The sequence below is a fragment of the Georgenia sp. Z2081 genome (genome assembly GCF_055326445.1).
This window is the reverse complement of sequence record NZ_JBUZNK010000004.1, coordinates 247,274-268,488: the sequence shown is the minus strand read 5'-3', so window position 1 is coordinate 268,488 and position 21,215 is coordinate 247,274. Positions and strand designations below refer to the sequence as shown.

Annotated in this window: 14 protein-coding genes and 3 rRNA genes; 16 read left to right on the top strand and 1 reads right to left on the bottom strand. The window is 71.2% G+C overall.

Going from position 1 to position 21,215, the window contains the following annotated elements; translation table 11 throughout:
• Positions 1–327: 327 nt before the first annotated feature.
• The 3 genes from ACZLKG_RS08235 (at position 328) to rrf (ending at position 5,707) form a co-directional block, all read left to right on the top strand.
• Positions 328–1,848, top strand: a 16S ribosomal RNA gene (locus tag ACZLKG_RS08235).
• 434 nt (positions 1,849–2,282) lie between these two features.
• A 23S ribosomal RNA gene (locus tag ACZLKG_RS08230) occupies positions 2,283–5,402 on the top strand.
• A gap of 188 nt (positions 5,403–5,590) precedes the next feature.
• A 5S ribosomal RNA gene (gene rrf / locus ACZLKG_RS08225) occupies positions 5,591–5,707 on the top strand.
• Together the 16S, 23S and 5S rRNA genes form the textbook arrangement of a ribosomal RNA operon.
• Before the next feature lie 490 nt (positions 5,708–6,197).
• Here the strand turns inward: rrf and ACZLKG_RS08220 are convergent.
• The gene (locus ACZLKG_RS08220; protein WP_463648469.1) at positions 6,198–6,611 is read right to left on the bottom strand and encodes a hypothetical protein; all 414 of its coding nucleotides are present in this window, start codon (positions 6,609–6,611) and stop codon (positions 6,198–6,200) included.
• Positions 6,612–6,683: 72 nt separating this feature from the next.
• Here ACZLKG_RS08220 and ACZLKG_RS08215 point away from each other — a divergent pair, with 72 nt between their 5' ends.
• The 13 genes from ACZLKG_RS08215 to ACZLKG_RS08155 all read left to right on the top strand — a co-directional run bounded on the left by ACZLKG_RS08215 (position 6,684) and on the right by ACZLKG_RS08155 (position 21,181).
• The gene (locus ACZLKG_RS08215; protein ID WP_425710149.1) at positions 6,684–7,631 is read left to right on the top strand and encodes a hypothetical protein; all 948 of its coding nucleotides are present in this window, start codon (positions 6,684–6,686) and stop codon (positions 7,629–7,631) included.
• Positions 7,628–8,713, top strand: a complete 1,086-nt coding sequence (locus ACZLKG_RS08210) for an HAD-IIA family hydrolase (RefSeq protein ID WP_425710148.1) — start codon at positions 7,628–7,630, stop codon at positions 8,711–8,713. The genes ACZLKG_RS08215 and ACZLKG_RS08210 overlap by 4 nt, the downstream gene beginning before the upstream one ends.
• 10 nt (positions 8,714–8,723) lie before the next feature.
• The gene (locus ACZLKG_RS08205; protein WP_425710147.1) at positions 8,724–8,876 is read left to right on the top strand and encodes a hypothetical protein; all 153 of its coding nucleotides are present in this window, start codon (positions 8,724–8,726) and stop codon (positions 8,874–8,876) included.
• 1 nt (position 8,877) lies between these two features.
• Positions 8,878–9,786: a TlyA family RNA methyltransferase gene (locus tag ACZLKG_RS08200; protein WP_425710146.1), complete on the top strand. Its 909-nt coding sequence runs from the start codon at positions 8,878–8,880 to the stop codon at positions 9,784–9,786.
• Positions 9,783–10,739: an NAD kinase gene (locus tag ACZLKG_RS08195; RefSeq protein WP_425710145.1), complete on the top strand. Its 957-nt coding sequence runs from the start codon at positions 9,783–9,785 to the stop codon at positions 10,737–10,739. The genes ACZLKG_RS08200 and ACZLKG_RS08195 overlap by 4 nt, the downstream gene beginning before the upstream one ends.
• A gap of 8 nt (positions 10,740–10,747) precedes the next feature.
• On the top strand, positions 10,748–12,427 hold the full coding sequence (recN, locus tag ACZLKG_RS08190; protein WP_463648468.1) for a DNA repair protein RecN: 1,680 nt from the start codon (positions 10,748–10,750) through the stop codon (positions 12,425–12,427).
• Between the two features lie 4 nt (positions 12,428–12,431).
• Positions 12,432–13,622 carry a putative cytokinetic ring protein SteA gene (steA, locus tag ACZLKG_RS08185; protein ID WP_425710143.1) on the top strand — a complete coding sequence of 397 codons (1,191 nt, stop codon included), beginning with the start codon at positions 12,432–12,434 and terminating at the stop codon, positions 13,620–13,622.
• A 25-nt stretch (positions 13,623–13,647) separates the two neighbouring features.
• Positions 13,648–14,844, top strand: coding sequence for a copper transporter (locus tag ACZLKG_RS08180; protein WP_463648467.1), 1,197 nt, complete (start codon positions 13,648–13,650; stop codon positions 14,842–14,844).
• A complete protein-coding gene (locus ACZLKG_RS08175) occupies positions 14,841–15,695 on the top strand; it encodes a hypothetical protein (protein ID WP_425710141.1) in 855 nt (284 codons plus the stop codon). The genes ACZLKG_RS08180 and ACZLKG_RS08175 overlap by 4 nt, the downstream gene beginning before the upstream one ends.
• 3 nt (positions 15,696–15,698) lie before the next feature.
• Positions 15,699–17,462: a murein biosynthesis integral membrane protein MurJ gene (gene murJ / locus ACZLKG_RS08170; protein WP_425710140.1), complete on the top strand. Its 1,764-nt coding sequence runs from the start codon at positions 15,699–15,701 to the stop codon at positions 17,460–17,462.
• A complete protein-coding gene (locus ACZLKG_RS08165) occupies positions 17,459–18,562 on the top strand; it encodes a glycosyltransferase family 4 protein (RefSeq protein WP_425710139.1) in 1,104 nt (367 codons plus the stop codon). The genes murJ and ACZLKG_RS08165 overlap by 4 nt, the downstream gene beginning before the upstream one ends.
• Positions 18,563–18,573: 11 nt before the next feature.
• The gene (locus ACZLKG_RS08160) at positions 18,574–20,295 is read left to right on the top strand and encodes a CTP synthase (RefSeq protein ID WP_463648465.1); all 1,722 of its coding nucleotides are present in this window, start codon (positions 18,574–18,576) and stop codon (positions 20,293–20,295) included.
• Positions 20,296–20,389: 94 nt separating this feature from the next.
• Entirely contained in the window at positions 20,390–21,181 is a 792-nt protein-coding gene (locus tag ACZLKG_RS08155) for an NUDIX domain-containing protein (RefSeq protein ID WP_463648473.1), read from the top strand.
• Positions 21,182–21,215 lie beyond the last annotated feature (34 nt).

The following is a 21,215-nucleotide window of genomic DNA, read 5'->3' as shown; positions in this document are numbered from 1 at the left end:
TAAGATAGTCAAGTTGCCCTGATGCTGTGGGCCTGGGTGTTTCTGGGTCTGGGTGTTGTGGGTGGGTTGTTTGAGAACTCAACAGTGCGTGATTGTTTTTGATGCCATGTGTGTGGGGGTGTCGATGCGTCGTGGCCGGCTCGTTGTGGGTTGGTTGTGCGTGTTGGTGTCCTCGCATGTTTTTGTTTGTTTTTTTGGCTCTGCCAGCTTGTTTTTCCTGGGTTGGTGGGGTTGGTTGGGATCGCCTGGCTCCTTGTTGGGGGTTGGGTTGGTCTTCGTATGGATAGTCGCTCTGGCTGGCCTGTGGGTTGGTTGGGGTGCGAAACTTTTACGGAGAGTTTGATCCTGGCTCAGGACGAACGCTGGCGGCGTGCTTAACACATGCAAGTCGAACGGTGAAGCTCAGCTTGCTGGGTGGATCAGTGGCGAACGGGTGAGTAACACGTGAGTAACCTGCCCTTCACTTCGGGATAACCTCGGGAAATCGGGGCTAATACCGGATATGACATCTGCTCGCATGAGTGGGTGTGGAAAGATTTATCGGTGGAGGATGGGCTCGCGGCCTATCAGCTTGTTGGTGGGGTAATGGCCTACCAAGGCGTCGACGGGTAGCCGGCCTGAGAGGGTGACCGGCCACACTGGGACTGAGACACGGCCCAGACTCCTACGGGAGGCAGCAGTGGGGAATATTGCACAATGGGCGAAAGCCTGATGCAGCGACGCCGCGTGAGGGATGACGGCCTTCGGGTTGTAAACCTCTTTCAGCAGGGAAGAAGCGAAAGTGACGGTACCTGCAGAAGAAGCGCCGGCTAACTACGTGCCAGCAGCCGCGGTAATACGTAGGGCGCAAGCGTTGTCCGGAATTATTGGGCGTAAAGAGCTCGTAGGCGGTTTGTCGCGTCTGCTGTGAAAACGCGGGGCTCAACCTCGCGCCTGCAGTGGGTACGGGCAGACTAGAGTGTGGTAGGGGAGACTGGAATTCCTGGTGTAGCGGTAAAATGCGCAGATATCAGGAGGAACACCGGTGGCGAAGGCGGGTCTCTGGGCCATCACTGACGCTGAGGAGCGAAAGCATGGGTAGCGAACAGGATTAGATACCCTGGTAGTCCATGCCGTAAACGTTGGGCACTAGGTGTGGGGCCTGTTTCCACGGGGTCCGCGCCGTAGCTAACGCACTAAGTGCCCCGCCTGGGGAGTACGGTCGCAAGGCTAAAACTCAAAGGAATTGACGGGGGCCCGCACAAGCGGCGGAGCATGCTGATTAATTCGATGCAACGCGAAGAACCTTACCAAGGCTTGACATATACCGGAAACATCTAGAGATAGGTGCCCCGTAAGGCTGGTATACAGGTGGTGCATGGTTGTCGTCAGCTCGTGTCGTGAGATGTTGGGTTAAGTCCCGCAACGAGCGCAACCCTTGTCCTGTGTTGCCAGCACGTAATGGTGGGGACTCATGGGAGACTGCCGGGGTCAACTCGGAGGAAGGTGGGGATGACGTCAAATCATCATGCCCCTTATGTCTTGGGCTTCAAGCATGCTACAATGGCCGGTACAAAGGGCTGCGATACCGCGAGGTGGAGCGAATCCCAGAAAGCCGGTCTCAGTTCGGATTGGGGTCTGCAACTCGACCCCATGAAGTCGGAGTCGCTAGTAATCGCAGATCAGCAACGCTGCGGTGAATACGTTCCCGGGCCTTGTACACACCGCCCGTCACGTCACGAAAGTCGGTAACACCCGAAGCCGGTGGCCCAACCCTTGTGGAGGGAGCCGTCGAAGGTGGGACTGGCGATTGGGACGAAGTCGTAACAAGGTAGCCGTACCGGAAGGTGCGGCTGGATCACCTCCTTTCTAAGGAGCATCTGGCACTCACAAACCCCCTTCTGTCCGCTGTCCTGGCACTGCGGGCCGGCCCCCTCTTTTCGGGAGCTGGCCCGGTTGGCCGGTCGGCTGGTGTGGGGGTTGGTTGGTGGGCCGAGTGGCCTGCTGGTTCCGCCCGAGCCGTTGGTGCTTGGGGGTGTGGGTGGTGCTCATGGGTGGAACATCTGAGATGGTCACGCGCTGTTGGGTCCTGAGACCACCCACCCCCACGAGTTGGTGTGGGGTTGGTTGTCTTGGTGCCCTGCTCACCGAGCCTGCCACTGTTGTGGTGGGGGTTGGTGGGTGTGGGTGGGTTGTTTGAGAACTGTACAGTGGACGCGAGCATCTTTGTATGTTTTGTTGAGTGTTGTGTTCCTTAATTGTGTTCCACCGTCCGCACGCGTTTTCGTGTGTGGGTGGTGGTGAGGGAAGTTTTTAAGAGCATTCGGTGGATGCCTTGGCACCAGGAGCCGATGAAGGACGTCGTAGCCTGCGATAAGCCGCGGGGAGCTGGCAAACGAGCTGTGATCCGTGGATGTCCGAATGGGGGAACCCGGCCACCGTCATGGGTGGTCACGCGCGCCTGAATGTATAGGGCGTGTGAGGGAACGCGGGGAAGTGAAACATCTCAGTACCCGCAGGAAGAGATATTCCGTGAGTAGTGGCGAGCGAAAGCGGATCAGGCTAAACCGTGCGTGCGTGATGAGCCGGCAGGCGTTGTGCGTGCGGGGTTGTGGGGCATGTCCGTTCCTTTCTGCCGAAAGGGGCGCTGCAGTGATCGTTGTGGGAGCTGAAAGGTCTGGGAAGGCCTGGCGTAGAGGGTGAGACCCCTGTAGGCGTACCGCGACGCGTGTGGTGTGGATGTGTTCCCGAGTAGCACCGGGCCCGTGAAATCCGGTGTGAATCTGGCAAGACCACTTGCTAAGCCTAAATACTACCTGGTGACCGATAGCGGACAAGTACCGTGAGGGAAAGGTGAAAAGTACCCCGGGAGGGGAGTGAAATAGTACCTGAAACCGGATGCTTACAATCCGTCGGAGCCTCCATAGTTGGGGTGACGGCGTGCCTTTTGAAGAATGAGCCTGCGAGTTAGTGGCGTGTGGCGAGGTTAACCCGTGTGGGGAAGCCGTAGCGAAAGCGAGTCCGAACAGGGCGTTTGAGTCGCGCGTTCTAGACCCGAAGCGAAGTGATCTACCCATGGGCAGGTTGAAGCACGTGTAAGAGCGTGTGGAGGACCGAACCCACTTAGGTTGAAAACTGAGGGGATGACCTGTGGGTAGGGGTGAAAGGCCAATCAAACTTCGTGATAGCTGGTTCTCCCCGAAATGCATTTAGGTGCAGCGTCGCGTGCTTCTTGCCGGAGGTAGAGCTACTGGATGGCCGATGGGCCCTACAAGGTTACTGACGTCAGCCAAACTCCGAATGCCGGTAAGTGTGAGCGCGGCAGTGAGACTGCGGGGGATAAGCTTCGTAGTCGAGAGGGAAACAGCCCAGATCATCGGCTAAGGCCCCTAAGCGTGTGCTAAGTGGGAAAGGATGTGGAGTTGCAGTGACAACCAGGAGGTTGGCTTAGAAGCAGCCATCCTTGAAAGAGTGCGTAATAGCTCACTGGTCAAGTGATTCCGCGCCGACAATGTAGCGGGGCTCAAGCACACCGCCGAAGCCGTGGCACCACAGCATGTCCCAAGCCCCCCCTTGTGGGGTGGTTCAGGGGTTGTGGTGGGTAGGGGAGCGTCGCGTGGGAGGTGAAGCTGCGGGGTGACCCAGTGGTGGATCCTACGCGAGTGAGAATGCAGGCATGAGTAGCGAAAGACGGGTGAGAACCCCGTCCGCCGAATGACCAAGGGTTCCAGGGCCAGGTTAATCCGCCCTGGGTTAGTCGGGACCTAAGGCGAGGCCGACAGGCGTAGTCGATGGACAACGGGTTGATACTCCCGTGACCGGCGAAGGACCGCCCATACCGAGCCCGGTGATGCTAACCACCCAAACCACCTTCATCGCCCTTCGGGGCGAGTGGGTGGGGCGCGTGGGACCCGAACCGGTAGTAGGTAAGCGTATTAACAGGGGTGACGCAGGAAGGTAGCCGCGCGATCCTTATGGCTTGGATCGTTCAAGGGTGCAGGGCGAGACACAGGTAAATCCGTGTCTCACATAGCCTCAGGCCGGATGATGACACCGTATGGTGGAAAGTGGTGATCCTCTGCTGCCAAGAAAAGCCTCGACGCGAGGGACTAGCCGCCCGTACCCTAAACCGACTCAGGTGGTCAGGTAGAGAATACTAAGGCGATCGAGATAATCATGGTTAAGGAACTCGGCAAAATGCCCCCGTAACTTCGGGAGAAGGGGGGCCCTATGGGTGATCACCACTAGCGGGTGTGAGCCTGGCGGGCCGCAGAGACCAGGGAGAAGCGACTGTTTACTAAAAACACAGGTCCGTGCGAAGTCGCAAGACGATGTATACGGACTGACGCCTGCCCGGTGCTGGAAGGTTAAGAGGACGGGTCAACCCCCTTGTGGGGGTGAAGCTCAGAATTTAAGCCCCAGTAAACGGCGGTGGTAACTATAACCATCCTAAGGTAGCGAAATTCCTTGTCGGGTAAGTTCCGACCTGCACGAATGGCGTAACGACTTCTCCGCTGTCTCGACCATGAACTCGGCGAAATTGCATTACGAGTAAAGATGCTCGTTACGCGCAGCAGGACGGAAAGACCCCGGGACCTTTACTATAGCTTGGTATTGGTGTTGGTTGCGGCTTGTGTAGGATAGGTGGGAGACCGTGAAGCATGCACGCCAGTGTGTGTGGAGTCATCGTTGAAATACCACTCTGGTCGTTACTAACGTCTAACCTCGGTCCGTGATCCGGACCAGGGACATTGCCTGGTGGGTAGTTTAACTGGGGCGGTTGCCTCCTAAAGAGTAACGGAGGCGCTCAAAGGTTCCCTCAGCCTGGTTGGCAATCAGGTGTTGAGTGCAAGTGCACAAGGGAGCTTGACTGCGAGACAGACATGTCGAGCAGGGACGAAAGTCGGAACTAGTGACCCGGCGGTGGCTTGTGGAAGCGCCGTCGCTCAACGGATAAAAGGTACCCCGGGGATAACAGGCTGATCTTGCCCAAGAGTCCATATCGACGGCATGGTTTGGCACCTCGATGTCGGCTCGTCGCATCCTGGGGCTGGAGTAGGTCCCAAGGGTTGGGCTGTTCGCCCATTAAAGCGGTACGCGAGCTGGGTTTAGAACGTCGTGAGACAGTTCGGTCCCTATCCGCTGCGCGCGCAGGAAACTTGAGAAGGGCTGTCCCTAGTACGAGAGGACCGGGACGGACGAACCTCTGGTGTGCCAGTTGTTCCGCCAGGAGCACGGCTGGTTGGCTACGTTCGGGAGGGATAACCGCTGAAAGCATCTAAGCGGGAAGCCTGCTTCAAGATGAGGTTTCCACCACCGTTTGGTGGGAAGGCCCCCTATAGACCATGGGGTTGATAGGCCGGATGTGGAAGCGACGAAAGTCGTGAAGCTGACCGGTACTAATTGGCCGACAACTTCCAACACACAACACCCCCACACGCACGCACCGCGTGCATACGAGGGTGGGACATGAGGAAGAAACGAGCACAACACGCAACAACTTTGCGCGTCCACTGTACGGTTCTGGAACCACCCACCCCCAAACCGGCCACCCCACCAGGTGGTCATGGGTTTGGAGGGTAGATACAACTGGATGATGGTTCCGCCAGGTTACGGCGGCAATAGCGAGGGGGAAACGCCCGGTCCCATTCCGAACCCGGAAGCTAAGCCCCTCAGCGCCGATGGTACTTCACGGGCGACCGTGCGGGAGAGTAGGACACCGCCGTACACACCATTCTGAAGGCCCCCACCAACACCGGTGGGGGCCTTCAGCCATTTCAAGAGACCATTACCTGAACGTCGACGCACCGCTGCCCGCCCGGACGTCCCGCGGGCCCAGGTCGTATGAACCGTTTCGCAGCCCCAGGTCCCGGAGTGCCCCGTGCTCGGTGACTTGGGTCTTGTTCGCTCTGCGCATGCAGGGTGTAGGTGCAGGCGTCCTGGACTGTCCGTCCGTGGGTCCGTGATGGAGCGAGCGTCACTGCCGGGGCCGCTGTTGCGCCGGTCCTTGCTCACGTAGTGTTCTGGGTTCGCGGGTGTGTCCGGCGCCTTGTTCAGCCGGCCCGCGCGTGCGGGAACGAGCCCTCGGCGGTCTTGTCCCGCGACAGCTTCGACAGGAGAACAGAGTGAGCGAGACGCCAGAAGACAACGACCGACGAGGTCGCACCGCTTCGGGATCGAACCGCGGCGGTGATGGCCGTCCCCGCCGGCAGTCTCACTCACGCGATCGTTCCCAGGGTGGTGGCCGTCGGTGGGAAGACCGGCCGCCCCGCCGCGACGGCCCGGGTTCGTCCGGCGACCGGCCGCAGCGCCGTGACGGTGAACGTCAGGGCGGCGGTCGTCGGTGGGAGGAGCGTCCGCCCCGCCAGGATGGTCGGGGTTCCTATGGTGACCGGCCCCAGCGCCGCCATGGTGAGCGCCAGGGTTCTGCTCGTCGGTGGGAGGATCGCCCGCCGCGCCGTGACGCTCAGGATTTCTACGGCGACCGGCCCCAGCGTCGTGACGGTGAGCGTCAGGGCGGCCGCCGGTGGGAAGACCGTTCGTCCCGGCGTGACGGGGAGCGGCGCACCGCCGGGCGGCGCGCCGACGACCGGGGTCGTCGCCAGGGTGGCGCGGACCGCCAGGTCGGTCATGGCCGACCCGGACAGGAACGCCGAGCTGCCGCTCCTCAGGCACCGGACATCCCCGAGGACATCACCGCACAGATGCTCGACCGGGAGGCACGGCGCGAGCTGCTTACTCTCTCCAAGACCAACGGCGAGGCCGTGGCCCGGCACCTCGTCATGGCCGGCATCCTGCTCGAGGACGACCCGGAACGGGCTTATCAGCACGCACAGGCCGCCGGCCGCGGTGCGGGCCGCGTCGCCACGGCCCGCGAGGCCGTCGCCATCACCGCCTACGCGACGGGCCGGTTCGCCGAGGCGCTCAAGGAGCTACGCGCCGTGCGCCGTCTCTCGGGCCGCGACGACCACCGCGTGATGGAGGCCGACTGCGAGCGCGGTCTCGGTCGCCCCGAACGTGCCCTCACGGTGGTGGCCGAGACCGACGCCAGCACACTCTCCGAGGCGGAGCGGGCCGAACTCGCGATCGTGGCCTCCGGTGCGCGCGCCGACCTCGGCGAGAACGAGGCCGGACTGCTCCTCCTTCGCACGGTGGCGCTCGACGCCATCACCGACCGAGCCGTCCGGGCCCGACTCGACTCCGTCATTGCTGACCGCCTCGACGAGGTCGGCAGGACCGACGAGGCCGCAGAGGTCCGCAGCAGGATCTCGATCCCCACGGACGACTCCACCGACACGTTCGACGTCATCGACCTGCTACCCGAGGAGGACGAGGCCGGACAGGCAGTCTCGGAAGCTTCCACCGAGGCGCCCGTGGCCGCCTCGGATCCGGACGTCGAAGAGTCCGAAGCTGCGGTCGAGCCAGACGTCGTCGAGCACGCCGACGTCACCGACGCGCAGGAGGTCGAGCCGGACCCTGAGCCGTCCTCTGAGCAGGAGGTTGAGCCGGACCCTGAGCCGTCCGCTGAGCAGGGGGCCGAGCCGGAGGCCGAGCAGGGGCAGCTCGACCTCGGCCTCGACCTGGGCGAGGCGGAGCCGCGGGGCGGACGTCCCGCGACCGAGGAGCCGGGGTCCGACACAATGGGCCGGTGACTCTCCGCGGAACTGATCAACCCCTGCACCTGGCGCACGACGTCGCGCTCATCGACCTCGACGGCGTCTGCTACCGGGGCGACGACCCCGTCGAGCACGCGGCCGACTCGCTGAACGCGGCGCGCAGCGCCGGCCTGACCACCCGCTTCGTCACCAACAACGCCTCTCGCGAGCCGGGGACAGTGGCCGACCACCTCACCGAGCTCGGCATCGCGACGGCCCCCGACGAGGTGGTCACCGCGGCCCAGGCGGGAGCGGCCCTGCTGGCGGAGCGCTACCCGAAGGGGTCGGCGGTCCTCGTCGTCGGCGGAGCGGGTCTGCGCACCGCGGTCGCCGAGCGCGGCATGCGCATCGTCGACTCGGCCGACGACTCCCCGGTCGCCGTCATTCAGGGCTGGGACCCGAACCTCGCCTGGCACCACCTCGCCGAGGCCTGCTACGCCATCGAGCGCGGCGCCGCGCACATCGCCACGAACCTCGACGCCAGCATCCCCAAGCCCGGCGGCCTCGCCCCCGGCAACGGGGCGCTCGTCGCCGTCGTTTCCGGGGTCACCGGCGTCCGCCCCCTGTCCACGGGCAAGCCCGAGCCCGAGATCTTCCAGACCGCCGCCCGCCGCGCGGGCGGAACCGCGCCGATCGTGCTCGGCGACCGCCTCGACACCGACATCGCCGGCGCCGTGGCCGCGGGGATGGCCTCGCTGCACGTGCTCACCGGCGTCGACGACGCCCGTGCGGTCGTCCTCGCGATCCCCGCCGAGCGCCCCGCGTTCCTCGCCACCGACCTGCGCGACCTCCTGCTCGCCCACCCCGAGGTCACGCGGGCGAGTGACGCCGACGCGCCCGCCGGTGTGTCGCCCACCTGGGCGGTGGGCAGCGCCCGCGCCCACGTCGCCGACGGCGTCCTCCACCTCGACGACGGCACGGGCACAGCCGTCGCGCTCACCACCGCGGCCGGTTCCGCGCCGGTGACGGTCAGCCTCGACGGCTACCGCGCGCTCGCGGCCGCCGCGTGGGCCGCCGCGGACGCCGGATCTGACCTGGACCCGCAGGTCGTCCCAGAGCTCGTGGTCGAGCGGCGATAACCTGTCCGGGATGAGCGAGCAGCCCCGGCCCACCCCCGCGTCCGTCCGCGGGGACGACCGCCTGCCCGCGGACCTCGCCGAGCGGGACCTCGACGCGCAGGCGGACGCCCTCGAGGCACTCCACTCCTCGCTCCAGGCCCGGCTGGCCCAGGACGGCGGCTGAGGTGGCGCGCCTGACGCGCATCGACGCCGAGCTCGTCCGCCGCCGACTCGCCCGCTCGCGCCAGCACGCCGCCGAGCTCATCGTCGCCCACCGCGTCACCCTCGACGGCGAGGCCGTGCTCAAGCCCGCCCGGCAGGTCGACCCCGCGCAGGCGATCGTCGTCCGCGAGGCCGGCACGGTCGACGACTACGTCTCCCGCGGCGCACACAAGCTCATCGGTGCCCTCGACGCGCTCGCCGCGCGGGGCACCCCCGTCGACCCCGCGGGCCGCCGGTGCCTCGACGCCGGCGCCTCCACCGGCGGCTTCACCGACGTCCTCCTGCGCCGCGGCGCCGCCGAGGTCGTCGCCGTCGACGTCGGGTACGGCCAGCTCGCCTGGAACCTGCGCACCGACGACCGGGTCACCGTCCTCGAGCGCACCAACGTCCGCACGCTCGACCCCGCGGCCGTCGCACCGGCCCCGACGCTCGTCGTCGGCGACCTGTCCTTCATCTCCCTGCGCCTCGTCCTGCCCGCCCTGGCGGGAGCCGCCGCCGACGACGCCGACCTGCTGCTCATGGTCAAGCCGCAGTTCGAGGTGGGGAAGGACGCGCTCGGCAGCGGCGGCGTCGTCCGCGACCCCGACCAGCGCGCCGCCACCATCGTCGACGTCGCCCACGCCGCCCAGGAGCTCGGCCTCGACGCCTGGGCCGTGGTCCCGAGCCCCCTGCCCGGCCCCGCCGGGAACGTCGAGTACTTCGTCGCGCTGCGCCGCGGCGCCGAGCACCCGCTCACCGGCGACGCCCTGGCCGAGGCCGCGCGCACCGCCGTCGCCGAAGGCCCTGCCGGAAGGTCCGAGGGCACTGCCGGGAAGGCTGAGGCCCCCGCGGACAAGGCCGAGGGCCCCGCCGGGAAGGAGGCCGTGCGATGACCGAGCCCCCCAAGCACCGGGCCGACGAGGACGTGCGCCCCGGCGACCGCGAGGTCGTCCTCCTCCACCACCCCACGCGGGCCGACGCGCTCGCGGCCGCCACCACCGTCCACGAGGGCCTCACGGCCGCGGGCCTGTCCGTGCGTTCCGTCAGCCCCGCGACGGACTCAGCGACCGACTCCGAGCCGGTCGGACCCACGCAGGTCGAGGGCGCCGAGCTCGTCGTCGTCCTCGGCGGCGACGGCTCGATCCTCACCGGCACCGAGCTCGCGCGCCCGCACGGCGTGCCGGTCCTCGGCGTCAACCTCGGCCACGTCGGCTTCCTCGCGGAGGCCGAGCCGGAGGCGCTCCCGGAGGTGGTGCGGCGGATCGTCGCGCGCGACTACCTCGTCGAGGAGCGCATGACCATCGACGTCACGGTCCGCACCCCGGTCGGCGCCACGCACCACAGCTGGGCCCTCAACGAGGCCGCCGTGGAGAAGGGCCCCGAGGGCCGGCTGGTCGAGGCGGCCCTCGGCGTCGACGGACGGGGGTTGTCGACCTTCGGCTGCGACGCCGTCGTGCTCGCCACGCCCACCGGCTCCACCGCGTACGCGTTCTCCGGCGGCGGACCGGTCGTCTGGCCCGGCCTCGAGGCCCTCCTCGTCGTCCCCATCGCCGCCCACGCCCTGTTCACCCGGCCCATGGTCGTCGGGCGGGAGTCCGTCCTCGAGGTCGAGATCCTCGCCGAGGCGCGCGCGGCCGCGGTCGTGCGCTGCGACGGCCGCCGCACCATCGAGGCGCCCCCCGGCTCCCGCATCGAGGTCCGCCGCGGCCGCCGACCCGCGCTCCTGGCCCTGCTCAGCGACGCCCCCTTCTCGGGCCGCCTCGTGGCGAAGTTCGACCTCCCGGTCAGCGGCTGGCGGGGCGGAGGCACGCCCGGCACCAACGGGGCCCAGGGGGGCACCCGGTGATCGAGCGCGTGAGCATCGAGGACCTCGGTGTCATCGCCCGGGCCCACCTCGACCTCGGGCCCGGCCTCACCGCCCTGACCGGCGAGACCGGCGCGGGCAAGACGATGGTCCTCACCTCGTTGCGGCTGCTGCTCGGTCATAAGGCCGACCCCGCGATCGTCCGGCACGGCGCGGAGCGCGCCGTCGTCGAGGGGGAGTGGTCCGTCCCGGACGACGCCCCCGCACGCTCGCTGGCCGACGACGCCGGGGCCACCCTCGACGACGACGTCCTCCTGGTGGCGCGCACCGTCTCCGCCCAGGGCCGCTCCCGCGCCCACGCCGGCGGCCGCACGGTGCCCGCCGCCCTGCTCACCGACATCGGCGACGGCCTCGTCACCGTCCACGGCCAGGCCGACCAGCTCCGCCTGCGCGAGCCCGCCCGCCAGCGCGCCGCCCTCGACACCTTCGGCGGAGCGCAGCACCTGGCCCTCGTCACGGCCGCCGCCGAGGCGCACGCCGCCGTGGTCGCCGCCCGTGCCGCGCTCGAGGAGCGCACCGCCGACGAGGGTCGACGCCTCGCGGAGATCGCCGCGCTCACCCGCGTCGCCGAGCTCGTCGCCGCCGCCGACCCCACGCCCGGCGAGGACGAGGAGCTGCGGGCCGCCTCCCTGCGCCTCGAGCACGCCGAGGCCCTGCGCACCGCGGCCGTCGAGGCGCGCGGCTCGATCGGCGGGGACGAGGACAGCGCCACCCCCGGCGCGTCCGCGCTCGTCGCCCGCGCCGCGCACGCCCTGGCGGCCGCCAGCGGCCACGACCCGGCCCTGGCGGCGCTCGCCGAGCGGGTCTCCGCCGTCTCACCGCTGCTCGACGACGTCGCCGTCGAGCTGGCCGGCTACCTCGACGGGCTCGACGCCGACCCTTCCGCGCTCGACACCGTCCACTCCCGCCGCGCCGAGCTCGGCCGCCTGGCCAAGGACCTCGGGGTCGGCGGCGTCGACGAGGCCCTCGCCGAGGCCGAGCGGGCCGCCGCCCGCCTCGCCCAGATCGACGGTCCCGCCGCCGAGCCGGAGGCCCTCGCGGCCGCCGTCGCCGAGGCCGAGGAGGTCCGCGAGCGGGCCGCCGCCGACCTCACCGCCTCGAGGCGGGCCACCGCCGAGCGGCTCACGGCGGCCGTCGACGCCGAGCTGCGCGGCCTGGCGATGCCCGGGGCCCGCCTCGGCATCGACCTCGAGCCGCTGCCCGAGCCCGGCCCGCACGGCGCCGAGGAGGTCGTCCTCACCCTGGCCACGCACCCGAGCGCACCGGCCCGCCCCCTCGGCCAGGCCGCCTCGGGCGGTGAGCTGTCCCGCGTCATGCTCGCCCTCGAGGTGTGCCTCGCGACCGAGGCCGGCGGCCGCGCACGGACGTTCGTCTTCGACGAGGTCGACGCCGGGGTCGGCGGACGCGCCGCCGTCGAGGTCGGGCGACGGCTCGCGGGGCTGGCCGAGCGCCACCAGGTCGTCGTCGTCACGCACCTCGCGCAGGTCGCCGCCTTCGCCACCGACCACCTCGTCGTCACACGCGGGAGCGACGGCGTCACCGACGTCGTGCGGGCGGCCGGCGAGGAGCGCGTCGTCGAGCTCGCGCGCATGCTCGCAGGTCAGGACGACTCCGAGGCGGCGCGCGCGCACGCGGCGGAGCTGCTCGAGCTGGCCGGCGTGTCACCATGACGCGGTGAGGCTCTTCCAACGACCGGCGCGCCGTGCGTCCGCCGACCCCGCGGCCGTCTCCGGGCCAGCCCGCGTGGACGCGCGGACCAAGCGCCTCACGTCGCGGCTCCGCCACGGGGACGTCGCCGTCATCGACCACGTGGACATCGACCGGGTGGCCGCCGAGTCCCTCGTCGCCGCCCGCCCCGTCGCCGTGCTCAACGCCGCAGAGTCCACCTCGGGGCGCTACCCCAACGCCGGGCCGTCGATCCTCGTCGACGCCGGCATCGTGCTCGTCGACGACGTCGGCGAGCACCTCATGGAGATCTCCGAGGGCGACCTCGTCGAGATCAGCCCCGACGGCACGATCAGCACCGGCGGCGAGCTCGTCGGCCGCGGCCAGGTCCAGGACCCGAGCACCATCGCCGAGGACCAGCGCCGGGCCCGCGCGGGCATCTCCGAGCAGCTGAAGAAGTTCGCGACGAACACGATGGAGTACGTCGAGCTCGAGCAGGACCTCATCATCGACGGCATCGGCATCCCCGAGGTGCGCACGGTCTTCGACGAGCGGCACGTCCTCATCGTGGTGCGCGGGTACCACTACAAGGAGGACCTCGCGATGCTCCGGCCGTACGTGCGGGAGTTCCGGCCCCTCATCGTCGGCGTCGACGGCGGGGGAGACGCGGTCCTCGAGGCCGGTCTGCGGCTCGACATGATCGTCGGCGACATGGACTCCGTGTCCGACGAGGCGCTGCGCTCGGGCGCGGAGATCCTCGTCCACGGCTACCGGGACGGCCGCGCCCCCGGGAAGGCCCGCGTGGAGGCGCTCGGCGTCGACCACCTCGTCGTGCCCGCCACCGGTACGTCGGAGGACGTGGCCATGCTGCTCGCCGACGAGAAGGGCGCCAGCGTCATCGTCGCCGTCGGCACCCACAACACGCTCAACGAGTTCCTCGACAAGGGGCGCGCCGGCATGGCGTCGACCTTCCTCACCCGCCTGCGGGTGGGCTCCAAGCTCATCGACGCCAAGGGCGTCTCCCGGCTGTACCGGACGCGCATCTCCGGCTGGCTCCTCGTCCTCCTCGTGCTCGCGGGCCTGCTCGCCCTGGCGGCCGCCGTCCTCGCCACGACGGCGGGACAGGCCTTCCTCGAGCTCGCCGCCACGCGGTGGGGGGACGTCGTGGCCTGGGTGCGCTCCCTGTTCGGGTCCGGGTGAGCATGACGGGTAGCAGGGGAGACGCATGATCGACTTCAAGTTCCACGTGGTCTCGCTGATCGCGGTGTTCATGGCCCTGGCCGTGGGCATCCTGCTCGGCGCGGGCCCGCTCGGCGGCGCCCTGGGCGACACGCTGCGCGGCCAGGTCCAGGACCTGCGCACCGACCGCGAGGAGATGCGCGCCGAGCTCACCGACACCCGCGCCGACCTCGACTCCGTCAACGCCCTGCTCGAGGAGGGCGGCCCCCGCCTCGTCGACGGCACGCTCGACGGCGGACGCGTCGCCCTGCTCGCGATGCCCGGCACCAACGGCGACGACCTCACCGCCGTCCAGGACTCGCTCGCCGATGCCGGTGCCGAGATCGTCGTCGAGGGCGTGCTCTCGGAGACCCTGGTGACGCCGGCGATGGGCGAGGAGCGGATCGACCTGCTCGACGACGTGGCTCCCGACGCCGAGCCGGAGGCCGACCCCGTCGCCACCCTCGGCGCCACGATCGCCGACGCGCTGACCATCGGCCACGACGAGACCGAGTCGCTCGACGACGTCGCCGCCGACGGGGAGCTCCTGGACGTGCTGCTCGGCGCCGGCGAGGACCTCGTCATGCTGCAGACGGACCCCGAGGGCCGGGCCGACGTCGTCGTCGTCGTCGGAGCCCGCCCGGAGCCCGAGCCCGACACGGACCCGGACGAGGACTCCGACGAGGACGGCACCCCCGACGTCGAGGCGGAGGCCGCCGAGCGTCGGATCGCCCACGTCACCGCCCTGCAGGCGTTCGGGGCGATGGCCGACGAGGCGCCGTTCGTCCTCGTCGGCGCCGGGGAGTCCACCCGTGACCTCGTCGGCGTCCTGCGCGACGACCTCTCGCTGGCGCCGGCCGCCACCAGCGTCGACTCCGTCGGCTCGGTCTCCGCCACCGTCGTCACGCCCCTGGCCGTGGCCGCGACGCTCGACGGGATCGTCGAGCACTACGGGTTCGACGAGGGTGCGGAGGCCGTCCTGCCGCCCGCCGTGGCCACGCCGGCCGAGCGGCGCGCCGAGGGCGCCCCGCCGGCCGTGGACCCCGAGTCGCCCACCCAGGGCGAGTCGCCGACGGCTGGGACGGGCGGCGGCACCGGGGCCGACGACGCCGGAACCGGCTCCGGCGACACCGGCGGTTCCGGTACCGGTGGCGACTCTGCGCGCGGCGGTACGACCGGCGACGACGAGGACCCCGCGCCGTGAACTGCCTGCTCGCCCGTGCCACCGCCGCCGCGCTGGGCGCCGGCGCGACGGTCGCCGCCCGCCGACTGCTCGACCGCCGCCCGCCCGGTCGGCCCGGCGCCTGGACGCGCACCAACCACGCCGGCGACCCCGTCTCGCTGCTCGGCGGGCTGGCCGTCGGCGCCGCCGCCACCGCGCTCGGCCCGCTGCTGGCCGCCGCGACCCCGCTCGGGCCGCGCGTCGCGCTCGCCGCGGGGGTGGCCGGCGGGGCCGCGACCGTCGCGGGCGTGCTCGACGACCACGGCGAGGACCTCACCGGCGTCCCCACGGGCCGCGCGAAGGGCCTCAAGGGCCACCTGGGCGCGCTCGCCCGCGGCGAGGTGACCACCGGGGCGGTGAAGATCGCCGTCGTCGGCGCCGGTGCCGCCGGTGCCGCCGCGCTCCTGCCCGGGCCGCGGCCGGTCCTCGGCAGGCTCGCCGACGCCGCCCTGGTCGCCGGCTGCGCGAACCTCGCCAACCTCTTCGACCTGCGCCCCGGCCGCGCGCTCAAGGTCGCCGGGCTCGCGCTCGCGCCCGCCGCGCTCGCCGGGCCGGACCAACGGGCGGCGCTCGCGGCCGGCTCGCTCGGCGTCGTCGGTGCCGCGCTGCCCGCCGACCTCGCCGCGCGCGACATGCTCGGCGACACCGGGGCGAACCCGCTCGGCGCCCTCGTCGGCGTGGTCCTCGCCGCCGACGGCTCGGCCGTGCGGCGCACGGTGGCGCTCGGCGGCGTCGTCGCGCTCACCCTGGCCTCCGAGCGGATCTCGTTCACGTCCGTCATCGACTCCGTCCCGGTGCTGCGGGCGATCGACCGCGCGGGCCGCGCGGCCTGACCCGTGGGCACCGCCGACGAGCCCCGGGCCGCCGACGAGCCCCGGGCCGCCGACCGGGGCGCGCGCCCCGCGTCCGGGGGAGAGGCCGGCACGGGGGCCGAGCGCGGTCGCGAGCGCGAGACCGACCGGGGCGCGCGCCCCGCTCCCGTCCTCGCCGGCGCGCTCGGCGCCGCCGGCCTCATCGCCGTCCTCACTCTCGCCTCGCGCGCCGCCGGGTTCGCCCGCTGGCTCGTCCAGTCCTGGGTCCTCGGCAGCTCGGCGACCGCCGACGCCTACGCCAAGGCCAACACGATCCCCAACGTCCTGTTCGAGATCGCCGCGGGCGGAGCGCTCGTCGGCCTCGTCGTCCCGCTGCTCGCGGCGCCGCTGGCCCAGGGGCTGCGCGACGAGACCGGACGGCGCGCGTCGGCCCTGCTGTCCTGGACCGTGGCGATCCTCGCCCCGCTCGGCCTGCTCGTCGCCGTCCTCGCCCGCCCGCTGGCCGGGCTCCTGCTCGGCTCCGACGCGCCCGAGGCGAGCCTGGACCTCACGACGACCTTCCTGCGCATCTTCGCCGTCCAGGTCCCCCTGTACGGGATCGGCACCGTGCTCACCGGCGTCGCCCAGGCCCACCACCGGTTCGCCTGGCCGGCGCTCGCCCCGCTGCTGTCCTCCCTGGTCGTCATCGCCACCTACGGCCTCGTCGGCCTGTTCGGCGGCCCGGCGACCGACGACCCCGCCACGATCGCCCCCACGATGGTGGCCGTCCTCGGCTGGGGCACGACCGCCGGCGTGCTCGCGATGAGCCTGGCCCCGGTGCTCGCCCTGCGCGGCCTGGGCCTGCGCTGGCGCCCCACCCTCGACCTCGGCGCCGACCTGCGTCGCCGCGCGCTCGCCCTGGCCGGCGCCGGCCTCGCCGCCCTGCTCGCTCAGCAGGTCGCCGTCCTCGCAGTGCTGCGCGCCACGGCGGCCCAGCCCGGCTCCTACAACGTGTGGCAGTACGCCCAGGCCGCCTACCTGCTGCCCTACGCCGTGCTCGCCGTCCCGCTCGTCACGGCCGTGGCGCCCCGCGTCGCCGAGCTGGCCTCGCGGTCCGTGGCCGACAGCGCGCCCGTGGTGGCCCGTTCGGCGCGCGCCGTGCTCGCCGCCGGCGCGCTCGGTGCCGCCGCCCTCGTCGCCGTCGCCCCCGCGGTCACCGCGATCTTCTCCGCCCGCCACGACATGCCGGGCATGACGACGACGCTCACCGTCCTCGCCCTGGGCCTGCCCGGCTTCGCGCTGCTCCTGCACGCCCAGCGCTCCTTGTACGCCGTCCACCGCGCGCGCCTGGCGACCGTCCCGGCACTCGTGGGCTGGCTCGTCACCGCCGCGGCCACCGTGGTCGCGGGCATCGCCGCGGCGGGCGCCGGGCACGGCACCCTGCTCGGTCTGCTCGCGGCCGCCTCGAGCGTCGGGATGACGCTCGCCGGCGTGCTGTCGGCCGTGTGCCTCGCGCGCGCACTCGGCGGAGCCGCGCTCGCCGGCCTCGCGCGCACGGCGGGGACCGCGGTGGTCGGTGCCGTGATCGGCGGGCTCGCCGGCCGGTGGGTCACCGAGCTCGTCGCGGGCGACGGCCCGCTGCGCGCGGTCCTGGCGCTCGCGGCCGGCGGGGCCGTGGCGCTCCTGGCCTGGGTGGCCGTGGTGGCGGCGGGGGACTGGCAGGTGCTCGCCGTGCTGCGCCGCCGCGGGCGCGGCGCGGGCACCGGACCGACCGCCCCCGAGAACAGCGATCGGAAGGACGAGTCATGAGGATCCTCCAGGTGACCGGCACGACCACCGGCGGGGTCGCCCGCCACGTGAGCCAGGTCGTCGACGTGCTGCGCTCCCACGGCCACGACGTCCGGCTGGCCGGGCCCGCGGGCGTCGTCGCCGACGTCGTCCTCGGCGCCCCCGTGCCCGCCGCCGTCGTCGACCTGCGCGACCGCCCCTCGGGCGCTGATCTCGCCACCGTGCGCCGCCTGCGCCACCTCGCCGCCGGCGCCGACGTCGTGCACGCCCACGGCCTGCGCGCCGGCGCCGCCGCCGCGCTCGCCGTCCGCTCGCTGCCGCGCCGGCCACGGCTCGTGGTCACCGAGCACAACCTCGCCGTGGGCAGCGCCAGGGTCCGCGCGATCGCCCAGGCCCTGGAGGCCGTGGTCGCCCGCGGCGCCGACGTGGTCCTGCCGGTCGCCCCCGACCTCGCCGAGCGGGCCCGCCGGCTGGGCGCGCGTCACGTCGAGGTCGCCGTCATCCCCGCGCCCGCCCCGCGGGCCGTCCGCGCCACCGCGGCCGAGGTGCGCCGCGACCTCGGCCTCTTGGGCGGTCAGAGACTCGTCCTGTCCGTGGCACGTCTCGCGCCGCAGAAGGGCCTCGACCTCCTCGTCGACGCCGCCGCGGCCGCCGAACAGCTCCTGCCCGCGCGGACGGACGGCGCTCCGGCCGCGGTGTGGTGCGTGGCCGGCGGCGGGCCGCTCGGCCCCGAGGTGGCGGCCGCAGCGACCGCCGCCGGCGCCCCCGTGCGCGTCCTCGGCCCCCGCGCGGACGTCCCGGACCTCCTGGCGGCGGCCGACGTCGTCGTGTCGACCTCGGTGTGGGAGGGGCAGCCCATCTCGCTGGGCGAGGCGATGCACGCCGGCGCGGCCGTCGTCGCGACGGAGGTCGGCGGGACGGGCCTCGTCGTCGGGGACGCCGCCCTGCTCACCGGCCGCGACGCGGCCGAGGTGAGCGCCGCCGTCGTGCAGGTCCTCCTCGACACGGAGCTCGCGGGCCGGCTGGGGGACCGCGCGCGGCGGCGCTCGGCCGAGCTGCCGGACGAGGGTGACCTTCACCGCCAGCTCGTGTCCGTCTACGAACCCGGCTCACGCTGCTAGGGTCGAAGCCCGTGGCACCCACCTCGCACCGGCCTCTGCCCGGCACCTCGGTCCCCAAGCAGATCTTCGTGACCGGCGGGGTGGTGTCCTCTCTCGGCAAGGGCCTCACGGCCTCCTCCCTCGGCAGGCTCCTGCGCTCGCGCGGCCTGCGGGTCGTGATGCAGAAGCTCGACCCGTACATCAACGTGGACCCGGGCACGATGAACCCCTTCCAGCACGGCGAGGTGTTCGTCACCGAGGACGGCACCGAGACCGACCTCGACATCGGCCACTACGAGCGGTTCCTCGACATCGAGCTGTCCGGTCGGGCCAACGCCACCACAGGCCAGGTCTACTCCGAGGTCATCGCCCGCGAGCGGCGCGGCGAGTACCTCGGGGACACCGTGCAGGTCATCCCGCACATCACCGACGAGATCAAGGCGCGCATGCGCGCGCAGGCCGAGCCGGCTGACGGCCATGGGCCTCCGGACATCATCATCACCGAGATCGGCGGCACGGTCGGCGACATCGAGTCCCAGCCCTTCCTCGAGGCCGCCCGGCAGGTGCGCCAGGACGTCGGGCGCGACCACGTGTTCTTCCTGCACGTCTCGCTCGTGCCCTACATCGCGGCCTCCGGCGAGCTGAAGACGAAACCGACGCAGCACTCCGTGGCCGAGCTGCGGTCGATCGGTATCCAGCCCGACGCCCTCGTCTGCCGCACCGACCGGGTGCTGCCGGAGGGCGTGAAGAACAAGATCGCCTCGATGTGCGACGTCGAGCGGGAGGCCGTGGTCGAGTGCCCGGACGCGCCCTCGATCTACCAGATCCCCCGGGTGCTGCACTCCGAGGGGCTCGACGCCTACGTGGTGCGTCGCCTCGGTCTGTTCTTCCGCGACGTCGACTGGACCGAGTGGGACCGGCTCCTCGACCGGGTCAACCACCCCCGGCACGACGTCGAGGTCGCCCTGGTGGGCAAGTACATCGACCTGCCCGACGCCTACCTGTCCGTCACCGAGGCGATCCGCGCCGGCGCGTTCGAGCACCGCGCGTACGCGAACATCCGGTGGGTCGAGTCCGACCGGTGCGCCACCCCCGAGGGCGCGCGTGAGGCCCTGTCCGGGGTCGACGCCGTGCTCGTGCCCGGCGGGTTCGGCGTGCGCGGGATCGAGGGCAAGCTCGGTGCGCTGACCTGGGCGCGCGAGAACCAGGTGCCCACGCTCGGCATCTGTCTCGGCCTGCAGTGCATGGTCATCGAGGCGGCCCGGTCGCTGCTCGGGCTCGAGGGCGCCAGCTCGACGGAGTTCCACCCGGGCACCGACGAGCCCGTCATCGCGACGATGGACGAGCAGGTGCGGTTCGTCGAGGGCGCCGAGGGGGACATGGGCGGAACGATGCGCCTGGGCTCCTACCGGGCGGCACTCACGCCGGGCTCCGTGGTCGCCGAGACGTACGGCGAGGTCGAGGTCTCCGAGCGGCACCGGCACCGCTACGAGGTCAACAACGCCTACCGCGAGCGTCTCGAGGGCGTCGGCCTGCGGGTGACCGGGACGCTGCCCGAGGGGAACCTGGTGGAGTTCGTCGAGCTCGACCGCGAGCAGCACCCCTACTACGTGGCCACCCAGGCGCACCCGGAGTTCAAGTCGCGGCCGACGCGGGCCCACCCGCTGTTCGCCGGGCTCATCGGTGCGGCCGTCGAGCGGCAGCGCGCCACCCGGCTCCTCGAGGTCGGCGACGACGGGGCCGAGGACGAGTGAGCGCGGATCTGTCGGCCGGCGCCGACCTGATCTCCGGCGACGTGCCCTGCGAGGACGAGTGAGCGCGGATCTGTCGGTCGACGGCGCCGAGGAGGTGCCCGGCGCCGGGACGTTCGCCGACGCCGAGGACCACCGGCGCGTGGTCCGGGCCGACCGCCTGCTCGAGGGCCGCATCTTCGACATCGTGGGCGACACCGTCGAGCTGAGCGCCGGCGGGCCCACCGTGCGGCGCGAGTACCTCGTCCACCCGGGGGCCGTCGCGATCGTCGCGCTCCGTGGCGACGGCGCGGCTACCGATGCGGGCGGTGTCGACGCAGGTAGCGGCGACTCGGGTAGCGGCGACTCGGGTGGCGGCGACGCGGGAAGCGGCGAGCCCGAGGTCCTCCTGGTGACCCAGTACCGGCACGCGTCGCGGGCACGCCTGCACGAGATCCCGGCCGGCCTGCTCGACGTGCCCGGCGAGGACCCGGTCGAGGCCGCCCGCCGCGAGCTCGCCGAGGAGGCCGACCTGCGCGCAGGCACCTGGCACGTCCTCGCCGACGTCCTGCTCTCGCCGGGCGCCACGAACGAGTGCGTGCGTGTCCTGCTCGCCCGCGACCTCAGTGAGGTCCCCGACGCCGAGCGGCACGTCCGCGAGGACGAGGAGTCGGAGATGGTCGCCCGGTGGGTGCCGCTGGCCGACGCCGTCGAGGCCGTCCTCGACGGCAGGATCCACAACGGAGCCACGACGGCGGGGCTGCTGGCCGCCGAGGTCTCCCGGTCGCGCGGGTGGGCGGGCCTGCGCCCGGCCGACGCCCCGTGGTCGCTGCGTCGCTACCGGTCCACCGACGGCTCCGTCGACGGCGCACTCACCGGCCTCCCGCCGGAGCACCGCCCGGCCGACTGACCGTCCGGGCGCAGCGCCGTCGGGCCGGGCCGCG

Coding starts and splice junctions, on each gene's coding strand:
- ACZLKG_RS08180 (WP_463648467.1), top strand. CDS start 13,648: ATGATCGACTTCAAGTTCCACGTGGTCTCGCTGATCGCGGTGTTCATG.
- ACZLKG_RS08165 (WP_425710139.1), top strand. CDS start 17,459: ATGAGGATCCTCCAGGTGACCGGCACGACCACCGGCGGGGTCGCCCGC.
- ACZLKG_RS08205 (WP_425710147.1), top strand. CDS start 8,724: ATGAGCGAGCAGCCCCGGCCCACCCCCGCGTCCGTCCGCGGGGACGAC.
- ACZLKG_RS08195 (WP_425710145.1), top strand. CDS start 9,783: ATGACCGAGCCCCCCAAGCACCGGGCCGACGAGGACGTGCGCCCCGGC.
- ACZLKG_RS08220 (WP_463648469.1), bottom strand. CDS start 6,611: ATGACCGACCTGGCGGTCCGCGCCACCCTGGCGACGACCCCGGTCGTC.
- ACZLKG_RS08215 (WP_425710149.1), top strand. CDS start 6,684: ATGCTCGACCGGGAGGCACGGCGCGAGCTGCTTACTCTCTCCAAGACC.